The organism is Fluoribacter dumoffii NY 23, assembly GCF_000236165.1.
GTDB classification, from domain to species: domain Bacteria; phylum Pseudomonadota; class Gammaproteobacteria; order Legionellales; family Legionellaceae; genus Legionella; species Legionella dumoffii.
Window position 1 is genome coordinate 2,438,721 of record NZ_CM001373.1, and the last position, 21,882, is coordinate 2,460,602.

Sequence of the window (21,882 nt, forward strand, 5' to 3'; positions counted from 1 at the left end):
TTCGTGTATCTTTCTCAATTTGCGAGGCACTTAAATGTTTTTTAATCCTCTCGACAATCGTTATCTTTACAATATTTACGATTTTAATATGCGCCTGCTTCAGCCTTATTCAGACTATTTCGATAATATGGCGAGACGTTTTCGCAGAATTTCGGACAACATTAATCTGCCTGTGAAAATTCCTTATATGTCGGATGATGGGCAAGAAGCCCTGAAAAAAATATTAGAATCCACTTCAAGCTATTATCGCAGGCTTGCTGGTTACTCCTATATATTTCATATGATGACCAATGTTTATGACAAACCCAAATTTGAGATAAACGAAGTCAAAATCGAGGATGAATATTACGATGTCCAGGAAGAACTCATCGACAGAAAAAGCTTTTGCAATTTGATTCGCTTTAAAAAGGTTAATTCGAATCATTTAAATTTACCCAAATTACTTGTTGTCGCCCCTATGTCAGGACATCATGCCACTCTGTTGCGGGATACTGTTAGAAATTTACTGCCTTTATACGATATCTACATTACTGATTGGAAAAATGCCCGTGATGTGCCCTTGATTGAAGGTTCTTTTGATCTGGATGATTTTATTGAATACATCATTTCTTACTTAAACTTGCTGGCACCCAATTTAAATGTTATGGCAGTATGTCAGCCTACCGTTCCTGTTTTAGCTGCGGTTGCTTTAATGTCAACCAATAACTCACCCAATCTTCCTCGCACAGCGATATTATTGGGGGGACCAATTGATACGAATCAATCACCTACCACAGTAAACGAATTAGCTGCATCCAGGGGAGATGACTGGTTTCAACAAAATGTCATCTCGATTGTACCTTCTCGTTTTCCAGGTGCCATGCGGCTTGTATACCCAGGATTTATGCAGCTTGCAGGTTTTATGAGTATGAATTTCCAACGTCATATGGAGTCCCTGCAAAAATCAGTGGACCGATATGCGGAAAATCAAAAAGAAGCAGCATTCAAGATAATAAAATTCTACCTTGAATATTTTTCAACGATGGACCTGACTGCCGAATTTTACATGCAAACGATAAATACGGTATTTCAGGAAAAACTGTTGACCACTGGCCGGTACAAATCGCGCGGACATAATGTCCGCTTACAGGATATAAAGAGCACTTCCATTTTGGCAATTGAAGGGGAACGCGATGACATCACTGGGGTTGGACAAACAAAATCAGTCCTGACTTTGTGTAAAAATTTGCCCGACTCCATGAAAAAATATTATCTTGCTGAAGGTGTAGGCCATTACGGATTGTTTAATGGCAAGAAATTTCGCAACATTATTATTCCGGAAATTCAAGCGTTTATCCAAGCACATACTGATTCGTAAGTTTTCTGGACTAATTTAAGGGGCAGGCAGGCATCAACCGTATAAATAAGCTATATTAAAAGTGAAATGATCGAAAGGAATTGACATGGCTACACATAATATTGTTCATCACACCGATGTAAAATCTTTGCAACGTCACCGGGGATTGCTATTCGGTTTCGGGATACTCCTGTTAATTTTGGGGTTTATTGGTTTAGGCATGGAAGTGGCATTAACCATAGTGAGCATGTATTTTTTTGCAGCCCTACTTCTGGTTTCCGGACTCTCACACCTTGCGGATGCATTTAGGTATAAAAAAACAAAGGGCATCGTTTGGGGAATATGCATTGGTATATTGTACCTTATTGGAGCGGGCATTATCTTATATGATCCTTTGTTAGCCTCTACAATTATTACAGCTTTACTAGCCTGGACACTTATCGTAATTGGTATTACCCGTATCAGCATGTCCATTTCGTTACGGGAGATGGAGGGCTGGGGCTGGATCCTTTTTGCAGGAGCAATCTCTTTAATTCTTGGTATCCTCATTTTACTGCAGTGGCCTATGAGCGGGTTGTGGATCATTGGAACCTTCATTGCAATCGATATGATTGTGGGTGGTTGGACCTATATTCTTATTGCGATTGCTCTACGTACTTCCAAAAGTTTACCCAGCTAATGGGAGTTGTTGCATACTCGCAGGTTTCATAATGTTACTAAACTTAAAAAGAGGTTACTTTATTGGTTTTCTCATTATGACTCCTGAAACGCAAAATCAAACAGACAAAATGCAAACTGCAGCCATTTTTGATTTTGATGGGACCATAACGTACAAAAATACCACTATCCCCTTTTTAAAATTTATTGACGAGAAACATTTTTTCTGGAAATTTTTACAAAAAGCTGTAACAGCGAGGAAAAATTAAGACGCGTTCTCGAGTGCATTAATAACCCCCAAATCCTTTATGCTTATGGGGACAGCATCAGGGATAAGGACATTCTGATTATGCCACCATGCATACTATGGCGAATTTTAACTAACTTTTATCCTGGACAGCAATTCGCTTATCATCATATTCATCACGGCTTGAGCTTGCTCCTCATTTATCAATCCCGGATTAAAAATCAATCCCATGATATCCCCCTGAGAACTACTTCTTACCATTAAATTACATTGTTCCGGGTTCGGATAATTCCAAAGAGCTACCTGTTTTGTTTCCTGAATGATATTTTCAAACACATAATCTGCAGGAGTAAATTTCAGGCTATCGCTCAACGAATATTGATTGAAAAGAAATGGAGGCTGCCTGTAGTTAATTTGCTTCAAATCCTGTTGTAGAACAGGAAATTCAAATCGGGAAATCAACTCTACTATTTTTAATTGCAAGGCCTGTAGTTGGGAGATCAGTTGGTTATCATTTATCGAAACAAGCAGAGGAATGTTATCCGCATAATACCCCAGGAGACGATAATGCTGCAGATGAGTACGATTCGATTTGACAATACTCATATAAACTTCCTTATTACCTGAAAACCTGGCAATACCAGTACAGAACAGATGGAGATAAAAAGTATAAAGAGATATTTTATTAGCGTGGCAAAAATCAGTTATTTTTTTAGTATGTTCCTGCGTTATTTTCTGATAAACAATCCCACCGTAATACCTTTCTTTCGCTAAAAATGTCTCATGCTTCGTTGCAAAATTTAATGAAGACAAATAACCTGCATACTGATTGAGTCTTAATTCATAATTTTTATAATCTTCCGCAATATGGTTTAAATAACTTGCGTCATGCTCCTCGCCAGTTTCTTCCCCAGGTTCTAAATAATGTTCGAGTTGTTGTAAAAAAATTTCTGCAGACAAGCCATCACAAATCAGGTGATGAATTCTAATCAACAAGATGGGTTTTTCTTCTGGAGATAAAAGAAGATACCATCGCAATAAAGGGGGGCTCTCTAGAGCAATAGGTTCTATTAATAATTCACCCAAGGTTTTGTAGAGATTATCTGTTTTTATCTGCTTTAAGGGCAAGGAGAACTCTTTTCTAGTGAGAATGAGCTCGAGTTTTTCTCCTTCGCTGGAAAAATAAGTTCTCAAAGCGGGATTCTTGCTGATGCAGACACGCATCGCTTTCTCTAATCTTGCCAGATCAAAATTTTTTCCTAACTCTTTAACAAGGGGAATATAATACGGCATCCCATCAGGATGTGTTTTCAATAACTGCCACAAGTTGTGTTGTAAAATTGAAGCTCTAATGACGGTGAGATTATCCTGTTGCTCATTAATTTTTTTATTTTTTTGCGGAATGAAGCGAGCAAGCAATTCCATCCATTGCATTAATAGGGTTTGGGCAACATCATCATTAATTTTATCGGCGCGGTATTTTAAAGCTAATTTGAGTTCTGAAGGTTCAAGCGATGCCTTAAAAGACAAAATCCTGGGGTTTTCTCCCCACAAATAATTTTGTACATTACCACTTTTTACCGCCGTCACTGTAAGTTGCGAGCCAGTTACTTTTACATCAATTCCGCGCTGAAAATCAAAAGAAATTTCTGGAAATTGAAGACCATTTTCCGGGAGCATCGGCATGCGCAAATATTGCTTATCAATTCGAGATACAATCTGCTCTTGTATAGTCTGCGCATGCTTTAAAATATCATTGTTTTGATGAGAGGTGATTACAACATCATTAGAGGTATCTCCAAATACCGAGGTGAAATTGCCATCTTCCCGTCCGGAAAAAAATACCACAATGCCTTGTTTTTCTCTCTCAAAGAACTTAAAGAGCAAGTCAAATAAATTGGCAAGTATAAAATTACTTAGTGAGAGTTTATTTTTCTCAAGAATTGCCAATGTCTCATTTAAATTATCAAGAGGTATGCTGGTTGAAATAACCCGGGCCTCCATTGGAGATTGGGTGCTACAGGCAAGGGGAACATTTAAAGGGATATCTTTTAAATGATTGAGCCAGTAGTCTTTTAGACTGCCATCAAGCAAATCCAGAACATTATTCCATTGCCAATAAACATAATCCCGGTACTGCTGAGGTGTATCTTCCAACTCCTGGTTGTCGTAATGGAACATCACTTCCTGAATGAAGGCGGTCACTGTAGTACCATCACAAATCAAATGATGAAAAACGATTAGCCAGCGGTGCTCTTGCTCATTCACACGAATTAATCGGTTGCGAACAAGTGGAGGCTGCTTCAAATCAATGGGAGCAAGTAAAAACTCAGCTACCTCTCTGCTGTCATAATGTTCACTAAATTCAAGACAAACAGGCGTATCCTGATGAATATGTTGATTGACCTGATGCAAGATTTCGTGAAAGCCGTAACTGAAAATATCATGGCGTTGAATCGTCTTTTTCAGAGCATATTCAAATTGTTCTCTGGATAAAGCTCCCTCTATTTTTATTTCCATTGGAATTTGGTATGCCCTTTTATCCTGACAGCTGTTAAGGTAATTCCATACTTCTAGTTGTTGCAATGATAAGGGAATCGTATTTGCTGCAGGGGAAGTGCTTTTTTGCTTTTTGTAACCAGTTAACCTTTCCTGAATTTGTTTGGCCAGTTCTTTCGCTGAGGCATACTGAAATATATCTTTAAACGATACTATATTCTCTTCATACCTTTTATTAATTTGATGCACCAATTGGGTGGCCAAAATCGAGTCCATGCCGGCTTCAAACCAATTATGACTTTCCAATAAATCATTTTTACCCGCTTTTAATATCTTCTGCACCATATACAGAATCTCTTCTACACTACATTCTCCTTTGCCAGTTGCCGGGATTTTGTCGAGAGAGTTTGTAGGTAGGGTTTCCGTATGCACCTGTTTTGCCTGGGTTGCAGACACATCATCACTTAAAAAATTTGCAACAATAATCTTATTAATACCCATTTTTTCTTTAACTACTGCACGAACTACTTCCGTGCTAATAGGAGCAATTCCTAATGTAGCCAGGTAACTGGTTAATGATTCTTCATTCTTTTTGAATAAACCTGTATTTTTTACAGGGCCTAATATCCAGCTTAAACCAGGTTTTCCTTGCTGTTGACGTAAATCACATAACGCATCTAAAAAGGCATTCGCTGTTGCATAAACCGCTTGCCCCTGACTGCCTAAAATGCCGGCAATGGAAGAGATGCAAATGAACTCTTTAAGTTCGCATGCGGCGGTTGCACGATGTAAATTCAAAGCCCCCAGGACCTTGCCTTCCATAATAAGGCTGATATCTGTCTTTTGCACAGCAAGCCAGGGTTTATCGACAGCAACCCCCGCTGCATGAATGACGCTTGCCAATGGGGGTAACTGCTTGTTAATCTCTGCAATCAGTCTTTCGACCTCCTGCACTTCGGCAATATTACAACAATAATAATGAATTTGTGCATCCTTTTTGAGGTACGATTGGATTACCGGAGACCAAATCCGCGGATTGTTCCGACGCCCTACTGCAACAATATTTTTTACCCCTTGCTGCAGGAGTTCTTCAATTAATACCTGGCCTATATCACCGCAAGCCCCGGTAATTAAATAGGTATATTCAGGGTAAACCGTATTGTTGCCTAAAATTAATTCAGGCATAAGCGGCAGAATTTTTGGCGAGTAATATTGTTTATTCTCATAACGCACAATCCAATCTTTTTCCGACTCACCGAAAAGAATATTAATGCAGTTCTCATCAACTGGCTCAAAAGTGGCTTCCCGATACTGTACAGGCCAACGAGGGTACTCCTGTTTAATGGATTTAAGCAGAGCGAGTAAGGAGCTGGCGACCACAGAAGAGTTGGGATTTAAGAAAATAAACGGCTTATGCACCTCATTTTTAATTAATAGCTGCGTTAGCCTGGTAAGGATATGAGTCTCTGATAAAACCTCCTCTTCACAAGCGTCACAGCAGTAAACCACATGCGATACTCCACTTAACCTGGATAAAATAGTTTCCTCCTTTGCCTCCCTGTCAATCGACACGATGGTAATCTCATGTTGCCTTAACAAAGGAATCAACTGTGCGATATTGGATTCCTGACGAGCCATAAGAGCAATACTTTGGGGAAAAACAGGAGATGTTTGCCAATCCACTTCCTCCCACTGCAAGTGATATAAATTTTTTCGCCATTGAGCATTTAATGAATCTTGCTGCTGATTGAATGCAGGTAGCCAATAATCCTTACCGGCAAAAGGATATTTGGGTAAAGACTCGATGTGAAATAATGGTTTCATATACAACGCAGGCCAGTGAATTGGCCAGCCTCTTAAATAAAGCTCCCCCAAAACAGCAAGCAAGCTCGGCCAGGGATTTTCTGTATTTGTAACCGAGGGCAATACCGTTAAATCACCAAGCAGCTGAATTTGTGTGGTTAAAACAGGTTTGGGGCCAATCTCCTGATACAGATTGATCCCCTGCTGCATTAAGGTTTGCACCCCAGGATAAAAATTCACTGTTTGTTGTAAATGCTCACACCAATAATGTGCATTCATTTCCTCCGGCTTTAATTCCAACCCGGTAACATTGGAAATCAAGGCAATTTTAGGCTGATGGTAGGTTACTTTTTGTGCCTCTTGATAAAAATCTTCCACAACAGGTTGCATGAGGGGTGAGTGAAAAGCATGAGAGGTAGCTATGGCGGTACTGCGCAGATTGTTTTCTGCACAATAAATTTTTAAAAGCTCAATTACCTCTCGAGGACCTGAAACAACCGTTTGCTGTGGACTATTCTTTACAGCAATGACCAAACCCGGGAAATCCGCTAATAAACTTTCTGTTTTTTCGACGTTTTCGGCTATAGCCAGCATTGCGCCATTCTCAGGTAAAGAGGCAATCAACTCTGCACGAATACAAACAAGACGCAAGGCATCTTCTAAAGACATGATTTCAGCAACGCAAGCGGCAACATATTCTCCTAAGCTATGACCAATCAATGCGTGCGGACGAATCCCTAATGAAAGAAACCATTTGGCCAGTGCATATTCATAGACAAATAAAGCGGGCTGGGCATAGCGGGTATGGTTAATATTAATGTTTTCTGGAGTATTGAGTAATGTTTCTTGCAAATCATAGGAAAGCAAAGGATTAGCGAGAGCACAACATTGATCAATAATTACCTTGAATAAAGGCAAGGTGTTGTAAAGTTGAGCTGCCATACGCGGCTGCAAGCAACCTTGACCGGTAAATAGCCACGCCAATTTATTATCGGTAGTGATTTGACCCTGTTCCCACTACCCCTGTTCCAAACATTGCCGCCACTCAGACCTATCCTTAGCAACGATAAAAGCACGACTGGCAAAATGGGTGCGTTGGCCCATTATTTGCCGGCAAATTATAGAAAAATCTGCAGAAGTGTTTTTGCTGTATTCGCGGTAGGTTTCTAAATAATTTTTTAAGGTGTTGTCATCTCGGGCACTCACAACCCAAAGAGAGTAAGGATACATTTTTTGTTCGGGTGGTGATTCTAAAGAAGGGGCATTTTCCAGGATAATATGCGCATTTGTACCGCTAAAACCAAAAGAGCTTACACCAGCATAACGTTCATCCCCTTGCCAGGTTTGCCTTTTTGTTGGTACAAGCATGGTATCTTGCGGAGTAATTTTGGGATTGAACTGCTTAAGATGAAGATGACTTGGGATTTGACCGTATTTAATTGCCAAAACTGTTTTAATAAAGCTGGCGACACCGGCAGCAGCTTCCAAGTGACCTATTCGGGTTTTCAAAGAAGTAATATAAAGTGGTGTTTTCCGTTCCCATGCATAGGCTCGGCGGATGCTTTCCCATTCAATGGGATCCCCTAAGGCCGTTCCTGTACCGTGGGCCTCAATATGCGTGATTTGCTCGGGAGTTAAGCGAGCAAGCTTTAATGCATCTTGCATCACCTCAACTTGTGCTTGTAAATTAGGGGCAGTTAAACCATTACTTGCTCCATCCTGATTTACCACACTACTGCGCACCACAGCATAAATTTTATCTTGATCGCGAAGGGCTTCTTTTAGTCGTTTTAAAACAACCATACCGCAGCCTTCACCTCTGACATAGCCATCAGCTTCACTATCAAAAGTGCTGCAACGATTCTTGGGTGATAACATCCCCGTTTTACAAAAAATAATATTGTTCATTGGTGAAAGTATTACATTTACCCCCCCTGCAAGGGCCAGATCGCAATCACCATCCTGCAAAGCACGACACGCTTGATGAATACTTACCAGGGAAGAGGAGCACGCAGTATCAATTGCCATACACGGTCCCTGTGTTCCCAAGAAATAAGCGATACGCCCAGCGGCAGTAGAAAAACAGGTTCCTGTTGCCTGATAAGTGGTTAATTCTTCCAGGGGAACTTGTTTTTGAATCAAAGCATCATAATCATGAGTACTGATCCCAAGGTAAATGCCCGTATGCGTGCCCTTTAAATCAGCCGGAATAATTCCTGCATCCTCCAGGGCATGCCAACTCACCATCAGAGCCAAACGCTGTTGCGGATCCAGATATTCAGCTTCTATGGGAGATATATTAAAAAATTTAGCGTCAAATCGCTTAATTTCAGTTAAAAAACCTCCTGCTGTAGAATACATCATTCCTTTTTTGTGGGGATCTGCATCATAGTATTGCCGATTATCCCATCGATCTTTTGGAATTGGCCTTATGCTATCCTCTTCGCCTTGCAGAAACTCCCAGAATTCATCCACACTTTCCAGGGTTTCGCGAGAGCCAGGAAAGCGGCAATCCATGCCAATAACAGCGATCGGTTCATAATTTTTTTCTGCTAAGCGATCCTCTTTGTTAGTTTTCTGAGCTATATGTTGGCTTAAATCGAAAATTGTGGGGCACTCCCAGGCAAGCCATGGATCTAAATTGTGCTTTAAAAATTGTTCCAACTCATTAATCATTGCTACTAATTTGATGGAGGTAAGGCCGAACTCCGAAAAAGCACGCTGTTCATCAACATCCTGATAACGAACATGGGTATTATTTGCTACCCATTGTTTAAGCCAGTTAACAATTTCCTTGTCATTCTCAGTTACCCAGATTGGGCCAATCTCCTCACGGCTGGTCTCCCCAGGAATTAATAAACGTGCAAGATAATCGAATTGACCTTGAGAATAAGCTTGCTTACAGGCGCTACGCTGGATTTTACCGCTACTGGTCTTCAGTATTTTTTTTGGTGGAATCAGCACTATATCATAAGGGACGATATCAGTTGCTTCAAAAACCGCTTTTTTTATTTTATCCAGAATTTCACCATATTTTGCAGGCTCAAGATGCCGGTTCACTTCCGCAACCACCACACATTCTTCTGTAGATTCGCCAGGGATGGAAAATGCAGCTGCACCATTTTTAATTAAGTCAGGATCAGCTTGATAGCAAGCCAATTCAACATCATGAGGATAAATATTGCGCCCATTAATGATAATCAAATCCTTAACACGCCCGCAAATAACCAAATAATCCTGTTCATCTATAAAGGCCAAATCACCTGTGCGTAAGAAAGGACCTTCGCCACATGCAGTAAAGGCATTAAAAATTTCCGCTGTTTTTTCTGAATTGCGATAATAACCTGCAGCCACTGAACTTGCTTGCAGCCAAAGTTCTCCAACTACATTTACAGGAAGTTCCTTGGAGGTTGACGGATCCACGATTTTTAATGAGTAATGGTCAGAAACTTTACCACAACGCACTAATTCAACTGCTTTATCCTCAGCAGAATGAGATATCACCAAACCATTACTTAATTTTTCTTTATCAACTAGAAGAAATCGTTCTTCGGGATCCTGGCAATAGAGGGTAATGACCAATGTTGTTTCTGCCATCCCATAACCAGTTTTCATCGTTCCTGGTGCCAGATTAAAAGTTCGCAATTTTTCTTCAATCCGCCGCACTGTAGTAGGTTTTACTGGTTCAGCGCCGTTAACCAGGTGATAAACAGAACTAAAATCAAGCCCCTGACATACAGCAGGATCTTTTTCCATAGCATCAATGGATAAATCATAAGCAAAATTAGGGGCCATGGTATAAGTGCCCTTCTCATCGCTGATTTTTTGTAGCCAAAAAAATGGATTTTTAAGAAAAGTCAGTGGAGCCATAAAAGCACAAGTTCCTCCACTATACAAAGGTAATAAGGTGTTACCAATCAATCCCATGTCATGGAAAATGGGTAACCAGGAAACACAAGTACTTATCGCATTTTCTCCCAGGTACTCTATCAAAAGATTCAGGTTGGCATTAAGATTTTTATGGGTGACCATTACCCCTTTGGGTGAACCGGTAGAACCTGAGGTATATTGTAAAAAGGCGATATCCTCCGGTTTGGCAATTGATGGAACGGCAATAATAGAAGATTTTGTATTGAGCTCGTTCACACAGATTAAGTCCGCATGTGGAAATATAAAATGATTTGTGTCGCAGTAATTTTTAACTTTCGTAGTAGTCAATATCAGCTCGACTTTTGAATCCTCAATTATTTTTAACAGACGCTCCAAATGACGGGTTTGGCGTGGTGGATAAGCGGTAACTGCAATATTTCCGGAATGTAAGGTGGCCAAAAATGAAACGATATAATCCAGACTGGAATCAAAAATTAATAAAATGGGTTGTTGGCGTACAGAGGATTGTTTAGTAAAACGATAATCAGTAATTATTTGCGAATAAGCTATTATTTTATCTTTTAATTCACGGTAACTAAGTTGCTTTTCAGAGAGATAGTCTCCCTCAAAAAATTTTAAAGCGATTTTTTCGGGTTGAACTTCTGCATAGTGGAGGATTTTAGTTAAAAGCAGTTCTATAGCCATAGTGTTTTTCCTCTAATCCACAAAAATTATCTTTTTTGTTTAAAAGTATTGGTTTGAAATTTTTAATCAAAAAAGCCGATAATTACCTCTCTCCTGAAATTGAACATCTGCATGAGATCCGAGATATCTTGGGAGACCGAAAAAAAGCTAGAAACATTGTTTCAACATGGCAATACATGCACTTGGAATTTACTTTACTCGCTTTAGGACAAGCAGCAATCGTGAAGGGAATTAAAACTGGTTTTTGAATTAAACTTTTTACTGCAAATGCAACTAAAATATCGAGACAAAGTAACACCACTCTGGATACCTCTAGTTCAACATAGACATTTTTGATTATAGTACAAAAATTGAACTACTTTATTACCGATTGCCATATACCCTGAAATTTATATTTTATTGAACTAAGTATCTGCAAGGCGACTGGAATGAGATGCATTCCGAACTGAAGAACTACATTCTATGTTCCACCAAATACCCGACTTCTTTTAAAGATCATAAAAAATGTACCATTTACTCTATATTGGGTTAAAGTACGATTAGGGTCTATTGGAGGTGAAGGATTACCTATGAATCATATCCTTATTGTATATGCACAACAAATTGAAGAATACAAAAAGCATTTTATCACCATGCTTGAAGATTTTTTAATGCAGAGAAATTATGAGTTAACTGTATGTACTTCCTTAAAAGATGCTTATGATGTAAGCAGTCTTAATCCTCGAATTGTTAGCATCCTTTATGATTGGGATGATTTTGGATTTGAAGACTTACACTTCTTCGCGAACCATAACAAGTTGCTGCCTGTTTTTGCCATGGCGAACAAGCATGACTCCATTGACATTAATCTTGGAGATTTTAACCTCAATTTAGACTTTTTGCAGTATGACGCCAACTTGGCTCATGATGATTTTAAACGCATACTTCTTGCCATAGAAAAATACCAACAACAAATTTTACCTCCTTTTACAAAAGCGTTAATGCATTATGTGCATGAATTGAATTATGCATTTTGTACCCCAGGACATTTAGGTGGTAGCGCATTTCAAAAAAATCCCACCAGTGCCGCCTTCTATGATTTTTTTGGTAAAAATGTATTCCGGGCAGATCTTTCCATCTCAATTGAAGAGCTTGGAAGTTTGCTTGACCATTCCGGACTCCATCATGAGGCCGAGCAATTTATTGCCAATGTATTTAAAAGTGATCGCTCCTTAATTGTGACTAATGGCACCTCAACCTCGAATAAAATAGTAGGTATGTATTCGGCAACTTCAGGGGACACTGTAGTTATCGATCGTAACTGCCATAAATCAATTGCCCATTTTTTAATGATGGTCGATGTTATCCCTATTTATCTCAAACCCACACGAAATACATATGGAATTCTCGGCGGGATACCCAAATCGGAATATACGGAAAAAGCAATTCGCAATAAAATTCAGGAGCATCCAGAAGCTACTGCTTGGCCTACTTATGCGGTGATAACCAATTCAACCTACGATGGTATATTCTATAAAGTGGATAACATCCAAAATGAGCTCCGGGTAAAACATTTACATTTTGATAGTGCATGGGTTCCTTACACCAATTTTCATCCTATCTACGCTGAAAAATTCGGGCTCAGCCTAACGCCTCAAAAAGATCAAGTAATCTTTGAAACCCAATCCACCCATAAATTGTTAGCCGCCTTTAGCCAATCCTCCATGATCCATATTAAAGGGCATTTTGATGAAGCCATTCTTAATGCCAATTATATGATGCATATGAGTACCTCCCCCTTTTATCCGATTGTCGCAAGCTGTGAGGTATCTGCCGCAATGATGGCAGGTAATCATGGATATGATTTAATCAATGAAGCCATTGAGCTCGCCCTGGATTTTCGCATGGAACTCAAACGCCTGAAAAAGCAAAGCTCCAATTGGTATTTTGATGTATGGCAACCGGCATCAGAGAAAAAAATAGCCTGTTTTCCCTTAAAGCCTAATGAAAAATGGCATGGTTTTAAGAATGTTGATGAGGATCATTTGTTTTTAGATCCCATAAAGGTAACTGTCCTTTTGCCAGGAATAAAAAATGAAGAATTGGATGATTGGGGCATCCCGGCAGTAATTGTGGAAAAATTTCTAGCCTCCCATGGAATTATTGTGGAAAAAACAGGCCCATATTCAATGCTTTTTTTATTCAGTTTAGGTATTACTCGCGCCAAATCAATGGCCTTACTTGCTGCTTTAAATAAATTTAAACAACTTTATGATGAAAACGTACCTGTTAAAAACATAATCCCTCAATTGTACCAGGAACATCCTGAGTTTTACGAAAAAATGTCCATTCAATCCTTAGCTAAAACCATCCATGACTTAATGAAAAAACATAATTTACCGCGAGTGATGTACCATGCATTTGATAAACTGCCTAAAGTGGTTATGACACCTCATCAGGCATACCAAAAGCTCATTCGGCAAGAAATACAACTTGTTCCGCTTTCGCAATTAAAAAATGAGGTTTCCGCCGCAATGATTTTACCCTATCCTCCGGGGATTCCTTTAATTATGCCCGGCGAACAAATTACCGAAGAAAGCGAGATAATTCTTGATTTTTTACTCATGTTGGATGATATAGGCGAAGAACTTCCCGGTTTTACCACTGAAATCCATGGTGTTGTCACTGGAGAAGATGGAAAAAGTTATGTGCAGATCATCAAAAACGACTAATATAATTTATGAGACCAGGAGATTTGGCAGCGCTAGTTATGATGCAATATAAGGTTACCGCACAATTTGCACGCGGCGAAGAAAGAATTATTGCTGAATTGGCAGAAGTAAACGATGCGCGTCTGTTTATTGCAAAAAAAAGTGAAAAATCGGCTCTGGAAAAACAAAATATTATTTATCGGCTCTATGAAGACTCGGATTTATTGGAGGAGTTCAATAAAGAACATCTCTCTGTTGCTTATGCCAAATATGCAGAAGGAAATGGCGATCTTAATTTAGTCCAACTTCCATTCCAACTTATGTTCAAGCCCGTAAACTTTCCCGAAAAAAAAGAGATTGCTCGCTTTGATGATAAAAATGATGCCAATCTCTTCGTAATCAGTAAATGCGAATCAGACGATGCTCTTCACGATCAAGATCTTTTTTTCTTATTTAAAAACCGGAGTCTTATGGAAACCTTAAACAGGGTTATCTCTTCTCAGCGAAAAAAAGAAGTTATTGACGATGCAAGAAGTGGAAAAGGTGCAAAATTTCACCCAACCCCCTTGCCAAACCGGCCCACGCCTTCTGGGGGCCCTCCTGATTGCTGGATTGAAGAAGATAATGATAAATAAAAAAAGTCCTCTTAATTGCATTTCAAATTAACGTAAGAAAGCTCCTGATTATTAATCTCGGTAAGAAAATTCTGCAGCATGTCTTTCATTTCAAAATAAATGGTTTCTTTAACCTTCGGATCAATATTTTTGATAAAGCGCTCTGGATGGTGCAAAAGAGAATTTAAAGTATTAATGTCAGCCCAAGAAATGGAATTATCAGATTTTCCCTCAAGAATAAGCTGAATAGCAGGAACCAAAGAAGTTATTTTGTTTTGATTCCTCAATCGATTGAGGATCGTTTGGGCATGGATCTTGAATGTGTTAACTTCGGTAAAAAAACTAAAATTTTTAAGCTCGCGCATGATGACGTTCGTTGATTAAGATTCTTGCAACAAATAGTAAAAAGTTGCAATATTGTATAACAATATATAAATTTATTCCATTTCCATGCAAAGCAAACTCGCTTTTTTCCCCTCCACATCTCGTTTTTCGATAGACGATTTTGATTCCTATTTTCGAAAGCTGGTATTAGATGCTTATGAGAAACGTTTTAACAGTGTGGCGGATGCCCGGCTCTATTTAGCATTATGCGGGGTAGATTTGGAGTCCACCGTCAAAATTTTCTTAGCCATGAAAAATAGCGGAATATTGCATGTCCCTGTATCTGAAGCTATTTTCGCGCCAGTGGGATGTGGTGATATCGCAAACGCATTTTGTAAAATAATGACTAGCGACCCTATGATAACCGGAAAGGGTGAATTCTTCTCCATTAATCAGCTCATGGGGGCAATCAAAAAAGAATTACCTAAGATCATTCGCATTGATATACCCGGACATTCCTATGTGATGTTAGCTTGTGACATAACAGAAGAAGGCGTAATGGGCTACATTTATCAATCCAATGTAGCCTATGGCATGGAAGATAATTCTTTTTCTCTTGCCGCCTGGCTAATGGATGCCCGCTCAGGCAAAACAAATCTTTCTGAACATTTGTACAAACTATCCAGGCTGCTTCAACCTGGGGTCTCCAATTCAGAAAAAGGAAGCATTTATCTCGAGTTATATTGTGCCAACCCCATAATTGAAGTAAAAACACCGGCAAACATCCAGGAAATCATTTCCTACATCAATGAGAATATTAGCTTTAAATACAGAATTAAACCCGTAAGGGCTATAGACATGATGTATGCTTCAGAACGATTAAAGAGAATAGTAACTCAACATCCCGAAGAACAGGAGCAATCCCTGGAGACCTACATGTCCCGAATGCAGATCGAATTGGAAGAGTATGATAGATTGGAATATCAACCGACATAAAGCCAGGCCTCTGCACATTTAAATTTTTGTTATTTGCAGTCAAAGCATTCGTGACACACCTCTAATTTCTTTATTATCATTTATGTATAATTATGATACAATGTGACCAACAAAAGATTGGAAATTAGTTCGTGTCCTCTTCAATATCCCTAAAAAATTATCAATGGATAGCCAGCCTCTATTTTTTTCAAAGTCTACCCTATGTAGTAGTCACATTAATTGCCTCCATCATGTACCAACAGTATGGAGTTCCCAATAGCGAAACTGCCTTGTTAACGAGCTTATTTATGTTGCCCTGGACGATTAAACCGCTATTTTCCCCATTTTTGGAAAAACGGGCTACGAAAAAAAAATTAACCCTTTATGCTCAAGCTTCCTTAAGCCTGCTGTTTATGGCCATGGCATTTTGTGTCGATGCCCCCTGTTTTCTTGGAATCAGCGCATTGGGATTTTTCTTACTTGCCTTTCTTTCCTCGCTTCATGATATTGTTTCTGACGGTGTTTATATAATTAATTTGAATCAGGAGGAGCAAAAAAAATATGTCGCCTTCCGCAGTTTCTTTTATCAAATGGGGCGGTTGATTATAAAAGGAGGCTTATTAGCTCTTATTGGCGCTCTCGCATTGCATTATGCATTTAATGTATGGCGAGTCTTTTTTTTCAGCTTGTTCGTTTTGGGATTTTCTCTCACCTTTTACCATAAAGCTAAAATTCCGGAGAAAGAGCTCCATACTCGGACAGTACCTACAAAATATTATCAGATGTTTCAGACACTGCTTTTAGATAAAAAGATCTATCCCATATTATTCTTCATCTTTGTTTATAATTTTTCTGAAGCACAAATGCAAAAAATTATCCCTCTGTTTTTGCTGGATCAACACGGTTTAGGGCTTAACTTGTATCAGGTCGGGCAACTGTATGGAATTTTCGGTAGCATGTTCCTTATGTCCGGGATTTTTATTTCAGGCTTGCTTATCACTAAATATCCACTTACACAGTGCCTCAAAAGAGTAACTGTGCTCCTGATTCTTGCCCATGCACTCTATCTTCTATGGCCCTTTTTTAAAACAGCTTCCCCGCTGCTTTATTTAGTTATTTTGTTGAACCAATTTACTGTGGGTTTAGCCAATGGGACTTACATGAGTTATCTTCTGGGAATAGCCAATAAAAGTAAGTTACCTATGTCCATGTACGCTGTTTGTACCTCGATCATGGCTTTAAGTTTTGTTTTTTTTGGTGCCTTTAGCGGTTGGATAGAACAGCAACTCGGTTATGCGGTTTTTTTTGCTTACATTTGTGCAGCAAATATATTGCTTCTCATCATTACTTTTAAAGTGGTGAATCAATATGACTGACTTGTTAGTAATCTTAGAGGAACGATTGGTCCAAGCAGAATCTCTTGCAGAATGTGATCACGCTTTGAGTTTTTATTTAGGTAAAAAAGGGATTACAACCTTTTCATTTACTTATTATGCCTATCACCCAAACACAGCAAATCATTTAAAATATGATATGTGTTCCGCCAATTTTAAATCATGGCATCAGCATTATCTTGCAGAACAATACCACAGCATCGATAGCACCCTTAGTTTTGTTTACAGCAACCATTTGCCGATTTATTGGAATTTAAAACAGCAATTGGCACAAGCTGCCAGCGAATCAGAGCGACAAATGCGTGAAGACTCTATCGCTTTTGGCGCCGAGTCGGGTTTATCAATACCTATTCATGGTCCTCATAATAATTTTGCCATTTTGTTATTGGTACAGATGCAAAATCAGCAATGTAATTTGCAAGATAATGGAGCACAACATGAGTTTTTTGTTGCAGCACACCTCTATTATCATTACATTCAATCTCATTTGTTGGATCAAGTCAGTGAAAAAGATGCCTTTCATTTAACCCGGCGTGAGATTCAATGTTTGCTGTTAATTGCACAACAACACTCTGTTAAAGAGATATCCCAGCGGCTTGAAATCAGTGAGCGGACTGTCAACTTCCATATTCAAAAAATCAATAAGAAATTAGGCACAAAAAACAAATATCAATCATTGGCCAAAGCATTGGAATACCAATTATTAATCCTATGACCCCTGTCATAATTGACAGTAGTTACTCTCCAAGTAACAGAATTAAAATTTACCTTCTTGTTCATTGGAGAATCATAATGCCTTTTTTGAAGAAAGTGATCCGCCTAACCTTGCTTACTGCGTCATTGTTTCCAGTAGCAGCAAATGCATCTTTAACTTTATATACTACTAACTGGTCTATGTATGGGCAAAACCCTTACGAATATGACGGCGCTTATAAAATAGGTCGCCCCTATGGGCAATTAGCTTACGTTTACAATCCGGAAATGGTCGCACAATTCAATAAAGCTGACGTGATCGCCTGGAGTTTTCTTCAAGTATGGAATAGCAAAGATCCAAACCAGGCTCAATATCAAATTCCCTCAAGTTGGGATGGTTTGATGCATTTTGCCGATCTTTGGGGCGAATTACCTTTAGAGGGCTCGTGGATCTCCCCTCTACCTCCCGAAACTAAAGAGTTTCTTGATTTCTGTTCAGCCAATGAAGGGGCATGCACCTCCATCCAAATGAATGGGAATACCGGTCAAAAAGAATTATTTAATTACACAGATCAAAAAGGTGTAGGCCAACTCAATAGTTTTGGTGCCTTTATCAATTCAAATAAATATACAGCAAAACGCATCATTGCCGTAGGTGGGGCAAACACGATAGAAAACAAAGCCATTAGCACCGCAACCTTTGCTGCGATCTTTGCCAATCAGGATAAGTTCTTGAATCAATTTAAATCCTGGATGACTCATTTTAAAAATTTAAAAGGAATTGATTATGATTTTGAACCTCCTATTGATCTGCAAACTGGAGGCCAATTACCTGCTGATGAAAAGACATTAGCTGACTACAAACATCTTTTTGATTTAGTTAAAGCAAGCCGCACAACCTTGGGAACAGAGGCATATATCTCTGTAACTATTACCGTCAATAAAGAATATTTGGAAAAAATCAATCAAGCGGTAGAGGGAGGCTGGTTTAAACAAATTGCAATTTATTCAGACAGTGTGAATTTAATGACCTATGATTTACATGGTCCCTGGTCCCAAGGCAGTGATCCGTATACAGCAGTTCATGCCTATTTAAAACAACCGGATACTTCTCATAAAGAGGAGTTTGGAATTAACTATGGAACAGACTCCATAACAGAACAAGTTCTTGAATACGGGATGCCTAAAGAAAAATTACAGGTGGGGTTAGCTGCCTACGGACGAGGTTTTTCCGGAGTTGAGGCGGGTGAACGACCCGAGCTTCCCGGTTTTGAACAACCTTGGACGGGTGCAAGTCATTTTGCATCGGAGTATTCCCTACAAGATGGTTTGCTTCCCTATAAAGCTGTAGATAAAGTAATAAATCAACTTCATTATAAGGTGTATCACATAAGTTCCCTTGATGAAAACGGTAACTCTTTCATAACGGGGTCCTATCTTTACAACTCAGCTGCCAAACAGTTTATTGGCTATCAATCGCCAGAAACGGTTAAGGCAGTATGTAAATTTATTAAAAGCAAGCAACTCAAGGGCGCAATCATGTGGAGTGGGGATACCGACTTGCCTGTTTCCAATCCAAACAGTTTGGTTGCGGCATATAAAAGCGGATGTAACTGAATTTTAGGGTAAGCCCCTCAGCAGCGGAATCTAGGAATAAATCACCCATTTGTCCGGATTACGCTGCGCTCTCCAGTCCATATGTTCACAGATTGAAGAAAGCGATACAGCTCTTGAATCCCCCTAACCCCTTCACTATTATTTAAAATATAAACCTCAAAATTAAAAACCCTATGAACCTCTCCTCTTCCACAATTGCGTCAAAATGGAAAGTTATTCTGGTTTTTCTCACATTGGCGGCAATTATTCTCTACTTCATTATGAAAATAATGAACCTCCCGTGGTCGCAAATTCCGTTATTGCTCATAGTAATCATTGGCGGCATTCCGTTATTTTTGCAAATTATCATCAAATTAATTCAGGGCAATCTGGGTGCAGACTCATTGGCTGCCATTGCATTGGTCACAGGGACCATTCTTCAGGAATACCTGGCTGTTGCCTTTATTATTCTCATGTTGGCAGGCGGACAAGTATTGGAACACTATGCCATGGGTAAGGCTTCTTCCGTTTTGATGGCGCTTGCTGCCCGGATGCCTACCAAAGCGCATCGAAAATCAAAAAGCCAACTTGAAGACATCACTTTAGACGATATCCGTATTGGTGATGACATTGTAATTTATCCCTATGAAGTTTGTCCTGTCGATGGCACCGTCGTTGAAGGACATGGGGTGATGGATGAATCCTATTTGACAGGGGAACCTTATATGATCTCCAAAGCCCCTGGAATTTCGGTAATTTCCGGTGCCATTAATGGGGATTCTCCGTTAACTATCAAGGCAAGCAAATTACCATCGGACTCCCGTTATGCAGCGATCGTTGGAGTACTTAAAGAAGCAGAACAAAAAAAACCCTCTTTACGGCGCTTAGGTGATCAAATTGGGGCGGTTTTTGCCCCAGTTGCCTTGCTGTTTGCATGTGCTGCCTGGTTTCTCACAGGGGATGCGATGCGTTTTCTTGCAGTAATTGTCATCGCCACACCTTGTCCTCTGCTCATCGCCATACCTATTACCTTGATTAGTGCCATTTCCATGGCCGCCAAACAAAGTATAATAATTCGCGATCCAACAGTCCTTGAACGATTACCCACCTGCGAAACTGCAATTTTTGATAAAACCGGAACATTGACCTATGGTAAACCCACATTATCAGCAATTCATTTAGCAAAAAATACTCACCTTACCGAAGAGAATATTTTGCAATTCACCGCAAGCCTGGAACGTTATTCAAAACATCCTCTTGCCCCCGCAATCCTCAATGCCGCTAAAGAGCGCCATTTACAGTTGCTTGATGCCATTCATGTTTCAGAAAAACCTGGCCATGGATTAACGGGTACCATTGATCATCATCGAATTCATGTTACCAGCCGCAATAAGTTTTTGCTTCATAGTCCGGAATTTGTCAGCGAGCTTCCCCCTGAAAGTTCAGGGTTGGAATGCATCATCATCCATGACGAACAATTTGCAGGATCATTAGTTTTTCATGATGCACCACGCAAAGAAGGAAAATCATTTATCAGTCATCTAACGCCTTCACACCAATTTACAAAAATAATGCTCGTATCAGGGGATCGTGAATCTGAAGTGAAATATTTAGCTTCGCAGTTAAATCTGAAAGAAATTCGGGCCTCCCAAAGTCCTGAACAAAAACTTGCTATAGTTCGTGAAGAGAGAAAGAAGGCACCTACATTGTTCATGGGGGATGGGATTAATGATGCTCCAGCACTTACTGCAGCAACGGTAGGTATCGCGTTCGGGCAATTCAGCAACATCACATCTGAGGCAGCAGGTGCCGTAATTCTGGAGAATACTTTAAAAAAAGTGGATGAATTAATCCACTTAAGTTTGAATACCCGGAAAATCGCATTACAGAGCGCTATTGGCGGAATGCTACTCAGTTTCATTGGGATGAGTTTTGCCTCTGTTGGTTTTATAACTCCGGTAACTGGAGCCATCCTTCAAGAATTAATTGATGCACTTGCCATTATCAATGCGTTAAGACTTTCATGGGGAGGTACAATCAAAACGGATATACCCCATGTTCCTGTTGATTAATTTTTTTATGAAGCAGAGGAGATCCTGGTTATTTGCACCTAGGGTAAATAAGGATGCACTATACTATATAGAGGAAGGAAGAATTTGAGGTATCAATATGAACTCACCCACCCAGAAAGATCCTTTTGAAGCCCGAGTTAAAATAGAAAACCGGATAATCTCGAAAACCACAGGACCAAATATTGAAATTTTAAAAATCCATTTAAGTGAGCAATGCGATTTGGAACACTCTGGGGTTGAAGGCGAAATCATCGAGCTTGCCACAGGTAAAATCGTGTACAGATGTCATAAACAGACCATAATTGATCAATAAATGACGTGGCCTTGAGGGGATATCCCCACTCATGATAACCTTATCTTTCAGCTCGCCTGAAATCATTTTATAATTAAATCCATTCATTGAAACC

The 21,882-nt window shown here is 39.5% G+C and carries 15 protein-coding genes; 12 read left to right on the forward strand and 3 right to left on the reverse strand.

Annotation, left to right across the window (positions count from 1 at the left end; all coding sequences use genetic code 11):
- The first annotated feature begins 34 nt into the window (after positions 1-34).
- The 3 genes from phaZ (at position 35) to KYQ_RS11005 (ending at position 2,262) form a co-directional block, all read left to right on the forward strand.
- The gene (gene phaZ / locus KYQ_RS10995; protein WP_010654319.1) at positions 35-1,357 is read left to right on the forward strand and encodes a polyhydroxyalkanoate depolymerase; all 1,323 of its coding nucleotides are present in this window, start codon (positions 35-37) and stop codon (positions 1,355-1,357) included.
- 85 nt (positions 1,358-1,442) lie between these two features.
- Positions 1,443-2,015, forward strand: coding sequence for an HdeD family acid-resistance protein (locus tag KYQ_RS11000; protein WP_010654320.1), 573 nt, complete (start codon positions 1,443-1,445; stop codon positions 2,013-2,015).
- A 31-nt stretch (positions 2,016-2,046) separates the two neighbouring features.
- On the forward strand, positions 2,047-2,262 hold the full coding sequence (locus tag KYQ_RS11005; RefSeq protein WP_019350071.1) for a hypothetical protein: 216 nt from the start codon (positions 2,047-2,049) through the stop codon (positions 2,260-2,262).
- A gap of 107 nt (positions 2,263-2,369) precedes the next feature.
- On the opposite strand, the gene KYQ_RS19530 is transcribed toward KYQ_RS11005, so the two are convergent.
- Both KYQ_RS19530 and KYQ_RS19535 read right to left on the reverse strand, forming a co-directional pair.
- Positions 2,370-7,526 (reverse strand): SDR family NAD(P)-dependent oxidoreductase, encoded by a 5,157-nt coding sequence (locus KYQ_RS19530; protein ID WP_256596256.1) that lies wholly within the window; start codon positions 7,524-7,526, stop codon positions 2,370-2,372.
- Positions 7,527-7,559: 33 nt separating this feature from the next.
- A complete protein-coding gene (locus KYQ_RS19535; protein ID WP_019350073.1) occupies positions 7,560-11,117 on the reverse strand; it encodes a beta-ketoacyl synthase N-terminal-like domain-containing protein in 3,558 nt (1,185 codons plus the stop codon).
- Positions 11,118-11,170: 53 nt separating this feature from the next.
- Between KYQ_RS19535 and KYQ_RS11015 the strand changes: the two genes are divergently transcribed.
- The 3 genes from KYQ_RS11015 to KYQ_RS11025 all read left to right on the forward strand — a co-directional run bounded on the left by KYQ_RS11015 (position 11,171) and on the right by KYQ_RS11025 (position 14,442).
- Positions 11,171-11,365 (forward strand): hypothetical protein, encoded by a 195-nt coding sequence (locus tag KYQ_RS11015; protein ID WP_231294547.1) that lies wholly within the window; start codon positions 11,171-11,173, stop codon positions 11,363-11,365.
- A gap of 321 nt (positions 11,366-11,686) precedes the next feature.
- Positions 11,687-13,828: a lysine decarboxylase LdcC gene (gene ldcC / locus KYQ_RS11020; protein WP_019350074.1), complete on the forward strand. Its 2,142-nt coding sequence runs from the start codon at positions 11,687-11,689 to the stop codon at positions 13,826-13,828.
- A gap of 38 nt (positions 13,829-13,866) precedes the next feature.
- Entirely contained in the window at positions 13,867-14,442 is a 576-nt protein-coding gene (locus KYQ_RS11025) for a hypothetical protein (RefSeq protein WP_010654325.1), read from the forward strand.
- An 11-nt stretch (positions 14,443-14,453) separates the two neighbouring features.
- Here the strand turns inward: KYQ_RS11025 and KYQ_RS11030 are convergent, their stop codons facing one another.
- Positions 14,454-14,786: a hypothetical protein gene (locus tag KYQ_RS11030; protein WP_010654326.1), complete on the reverse strand. Its 333-nt coding sequence runs from the start codon at positions 14,784-14,786 to the stop codon at positions 14,454-14,456.
- Between the two features lie 85 nt (positions 14,787-14,871).
- On the opposite strand from KYQ_RS11030, the gene KYQ_RS11035 reads away from it, so the two are divergent.
- The 6 genes from KYQ_RS11035 to KYQ_RS11060 all read left to right on the forward strand — a co-directional run bounded on the left by KYQ_RS11035 (position 14,872) and on the right by KYQ_RS11060 (position 21,788).
- Positions 14,872-15,741, forward strand: a complete 870-nt coding sequence (locus tag KYQ_RS11035; protein WP_010654327.1) for a hypothetical protein — start codon at positions 14,872-14,874, stop codon at positions 15,739-15,741.
- Positions 15,742-15,872: 131 nt separating this feature from the next.
- Entirely contained in the window at positions 15,873-17,096 is a 1,224-nt protein-coding gene (locus KYQ_RS11040) for an MFS transporter (RefSeq protein WP_010654328.1), read from the forward strand.
- Complete coding sequence (locus KYQ_RS11045) at positions 17,089-17,829, forward strand: helix-turn-helix transcriptional regulator (RefSeq protein WP_010654329.1); 741 nt, start codon at positions 17,089-17,091, stop codon at positions 17,827-17,829. The genes KYQ_RS11040 and KYQ_RS11045 overlap by 8 nt, the downstream gene beginning before the upstream one ends.
- 77 nt (positions 17,830-17,906) lie before the next feature.
- The gene (locus KYQ_RS11050) at positions 17,907-19,424 is read left to right on the forward strand and encodes a glycosyl hydrolase family 18 protein (RefSeq protein WP_019350076.1); all 1,518 of its coding nucleotides are present in this window, start codon (positions 17,907-17,909) and stop codon (positions 19,422-19,424) included.
- A 173-nt stretch (positions 19,425-19,597) separates the two neighbouring features.
- A complete protein-coding gene (locus KYQ_RS11055; protein WP_010654331.1) occupies positions 19,598-21,475 on the forward strand; it encodes a heavy metal translocating P-type ATPase in 1,878 nt (625 codons plus the stop codon).
- Positions 21,476-21,572: 97 nt separating this feature from the next.
- Complete coding sequence (locus KYQ_RS11060) at positions 21,573-21,788, forward strand: hypothetical protein (RefSeq protein ID WP_010654332.1); 216 nt, start codon at positions 21,573-21,575, stop codon at positions 21,786-21,788.
- Positions 21,789-21,882 lie beyond the last annotated feature (94 nt).

What these genes read in the sequence shown, in the direction of transcription:
- phaZ (WP_010654319.1), top strand. Translation starts at nt 35, where the DNA reads ATGTTTTTTAATCCTCTCGACAATCGTTATCTTTACAATATTTACGAT.
- KYQ_RS11000 (WP_010654320.1), top strand. Translation starts at nt 1,443, where the DNA reads ATGGCTACACATAATATTGTTCATCACACCGATGTAAAATCTTTGCAA.
- KYQ_RS11005 (WP_019350071.1), top strand. Translation starts at nt 2,047, where the DNA reads ATGTTACTAAACTTAAAAAGAGGTTACTTTATTGGTTTTCTCATTATG.
- KYQ_RS19535 (WP_019350073.1), bottom strand. Translation starts at nt 11,117, where the DNA reads ATGGCTATAGAACTGCTTTTAACTAAAATCCTCCACTATGCAGAAGTT.
- ldcC (WP_019350074.1), top strand. Translation starts at nt 11,687, where the DNA reads ATGAATCATATCCTTATTGTATATGCACAACAAATTGAAGAATACAAA.
- KYQ_RS11025 (WP_010654325.1), top strand. Translation starts at nt 13,867, where the DNA reads ATGATGCAATATAAGGTTACCGCACAATTTGCACGCGGCGAAGAAAGA.
- KYQ_RS11030 (WP_010654326.1), bottom strand. Translation starts at nt 14,786, where the DNA reads ATGCGCGAGCTTAAAAATTTTAGTTTTTTTACCGAAGTTAACACATTC.
- KYQ_RS11035 (WP_010654327.1), top strand. Translation starts at nt 14,872, where the DNA reads ATGCAAAGCAAACTCGCTTTTTTCCCCTCCACATCTCGTTTTTCGATA.
- KYQ_RS11045 (WP_010654329.1), top strand. Translation starts at nt 17,089, where the DNA reads ATGACTGACTTGTTAGTAATCTTAGAGGAACGATTGGTCCAAGCAGAA.
- KYQ_RS11050 (WP_019350076.1), top strand. Translation starts at nt 17,907, where the DNA reads ATGCCTTTTTTGAAGAAAGTGATCCGCCTAACCTTGCTTACTGCGTCA.
- KYQ_RS11055 (WP_010654331.1), top strand. Translation starts at nt 19,598, where the DNA reads ATGAACCTCTCCTCTTCCACAATTGCGTCAAAATGGAAAGTTATTCTG.
- KYQ_RS11060 (WP_010654332.1), top strand. Translation starts at nt 21,573, where the DNA reads ATGAACTCACCCACCCAGAAAGATCCTTTTGAAGCCCGAGTTAAAATA.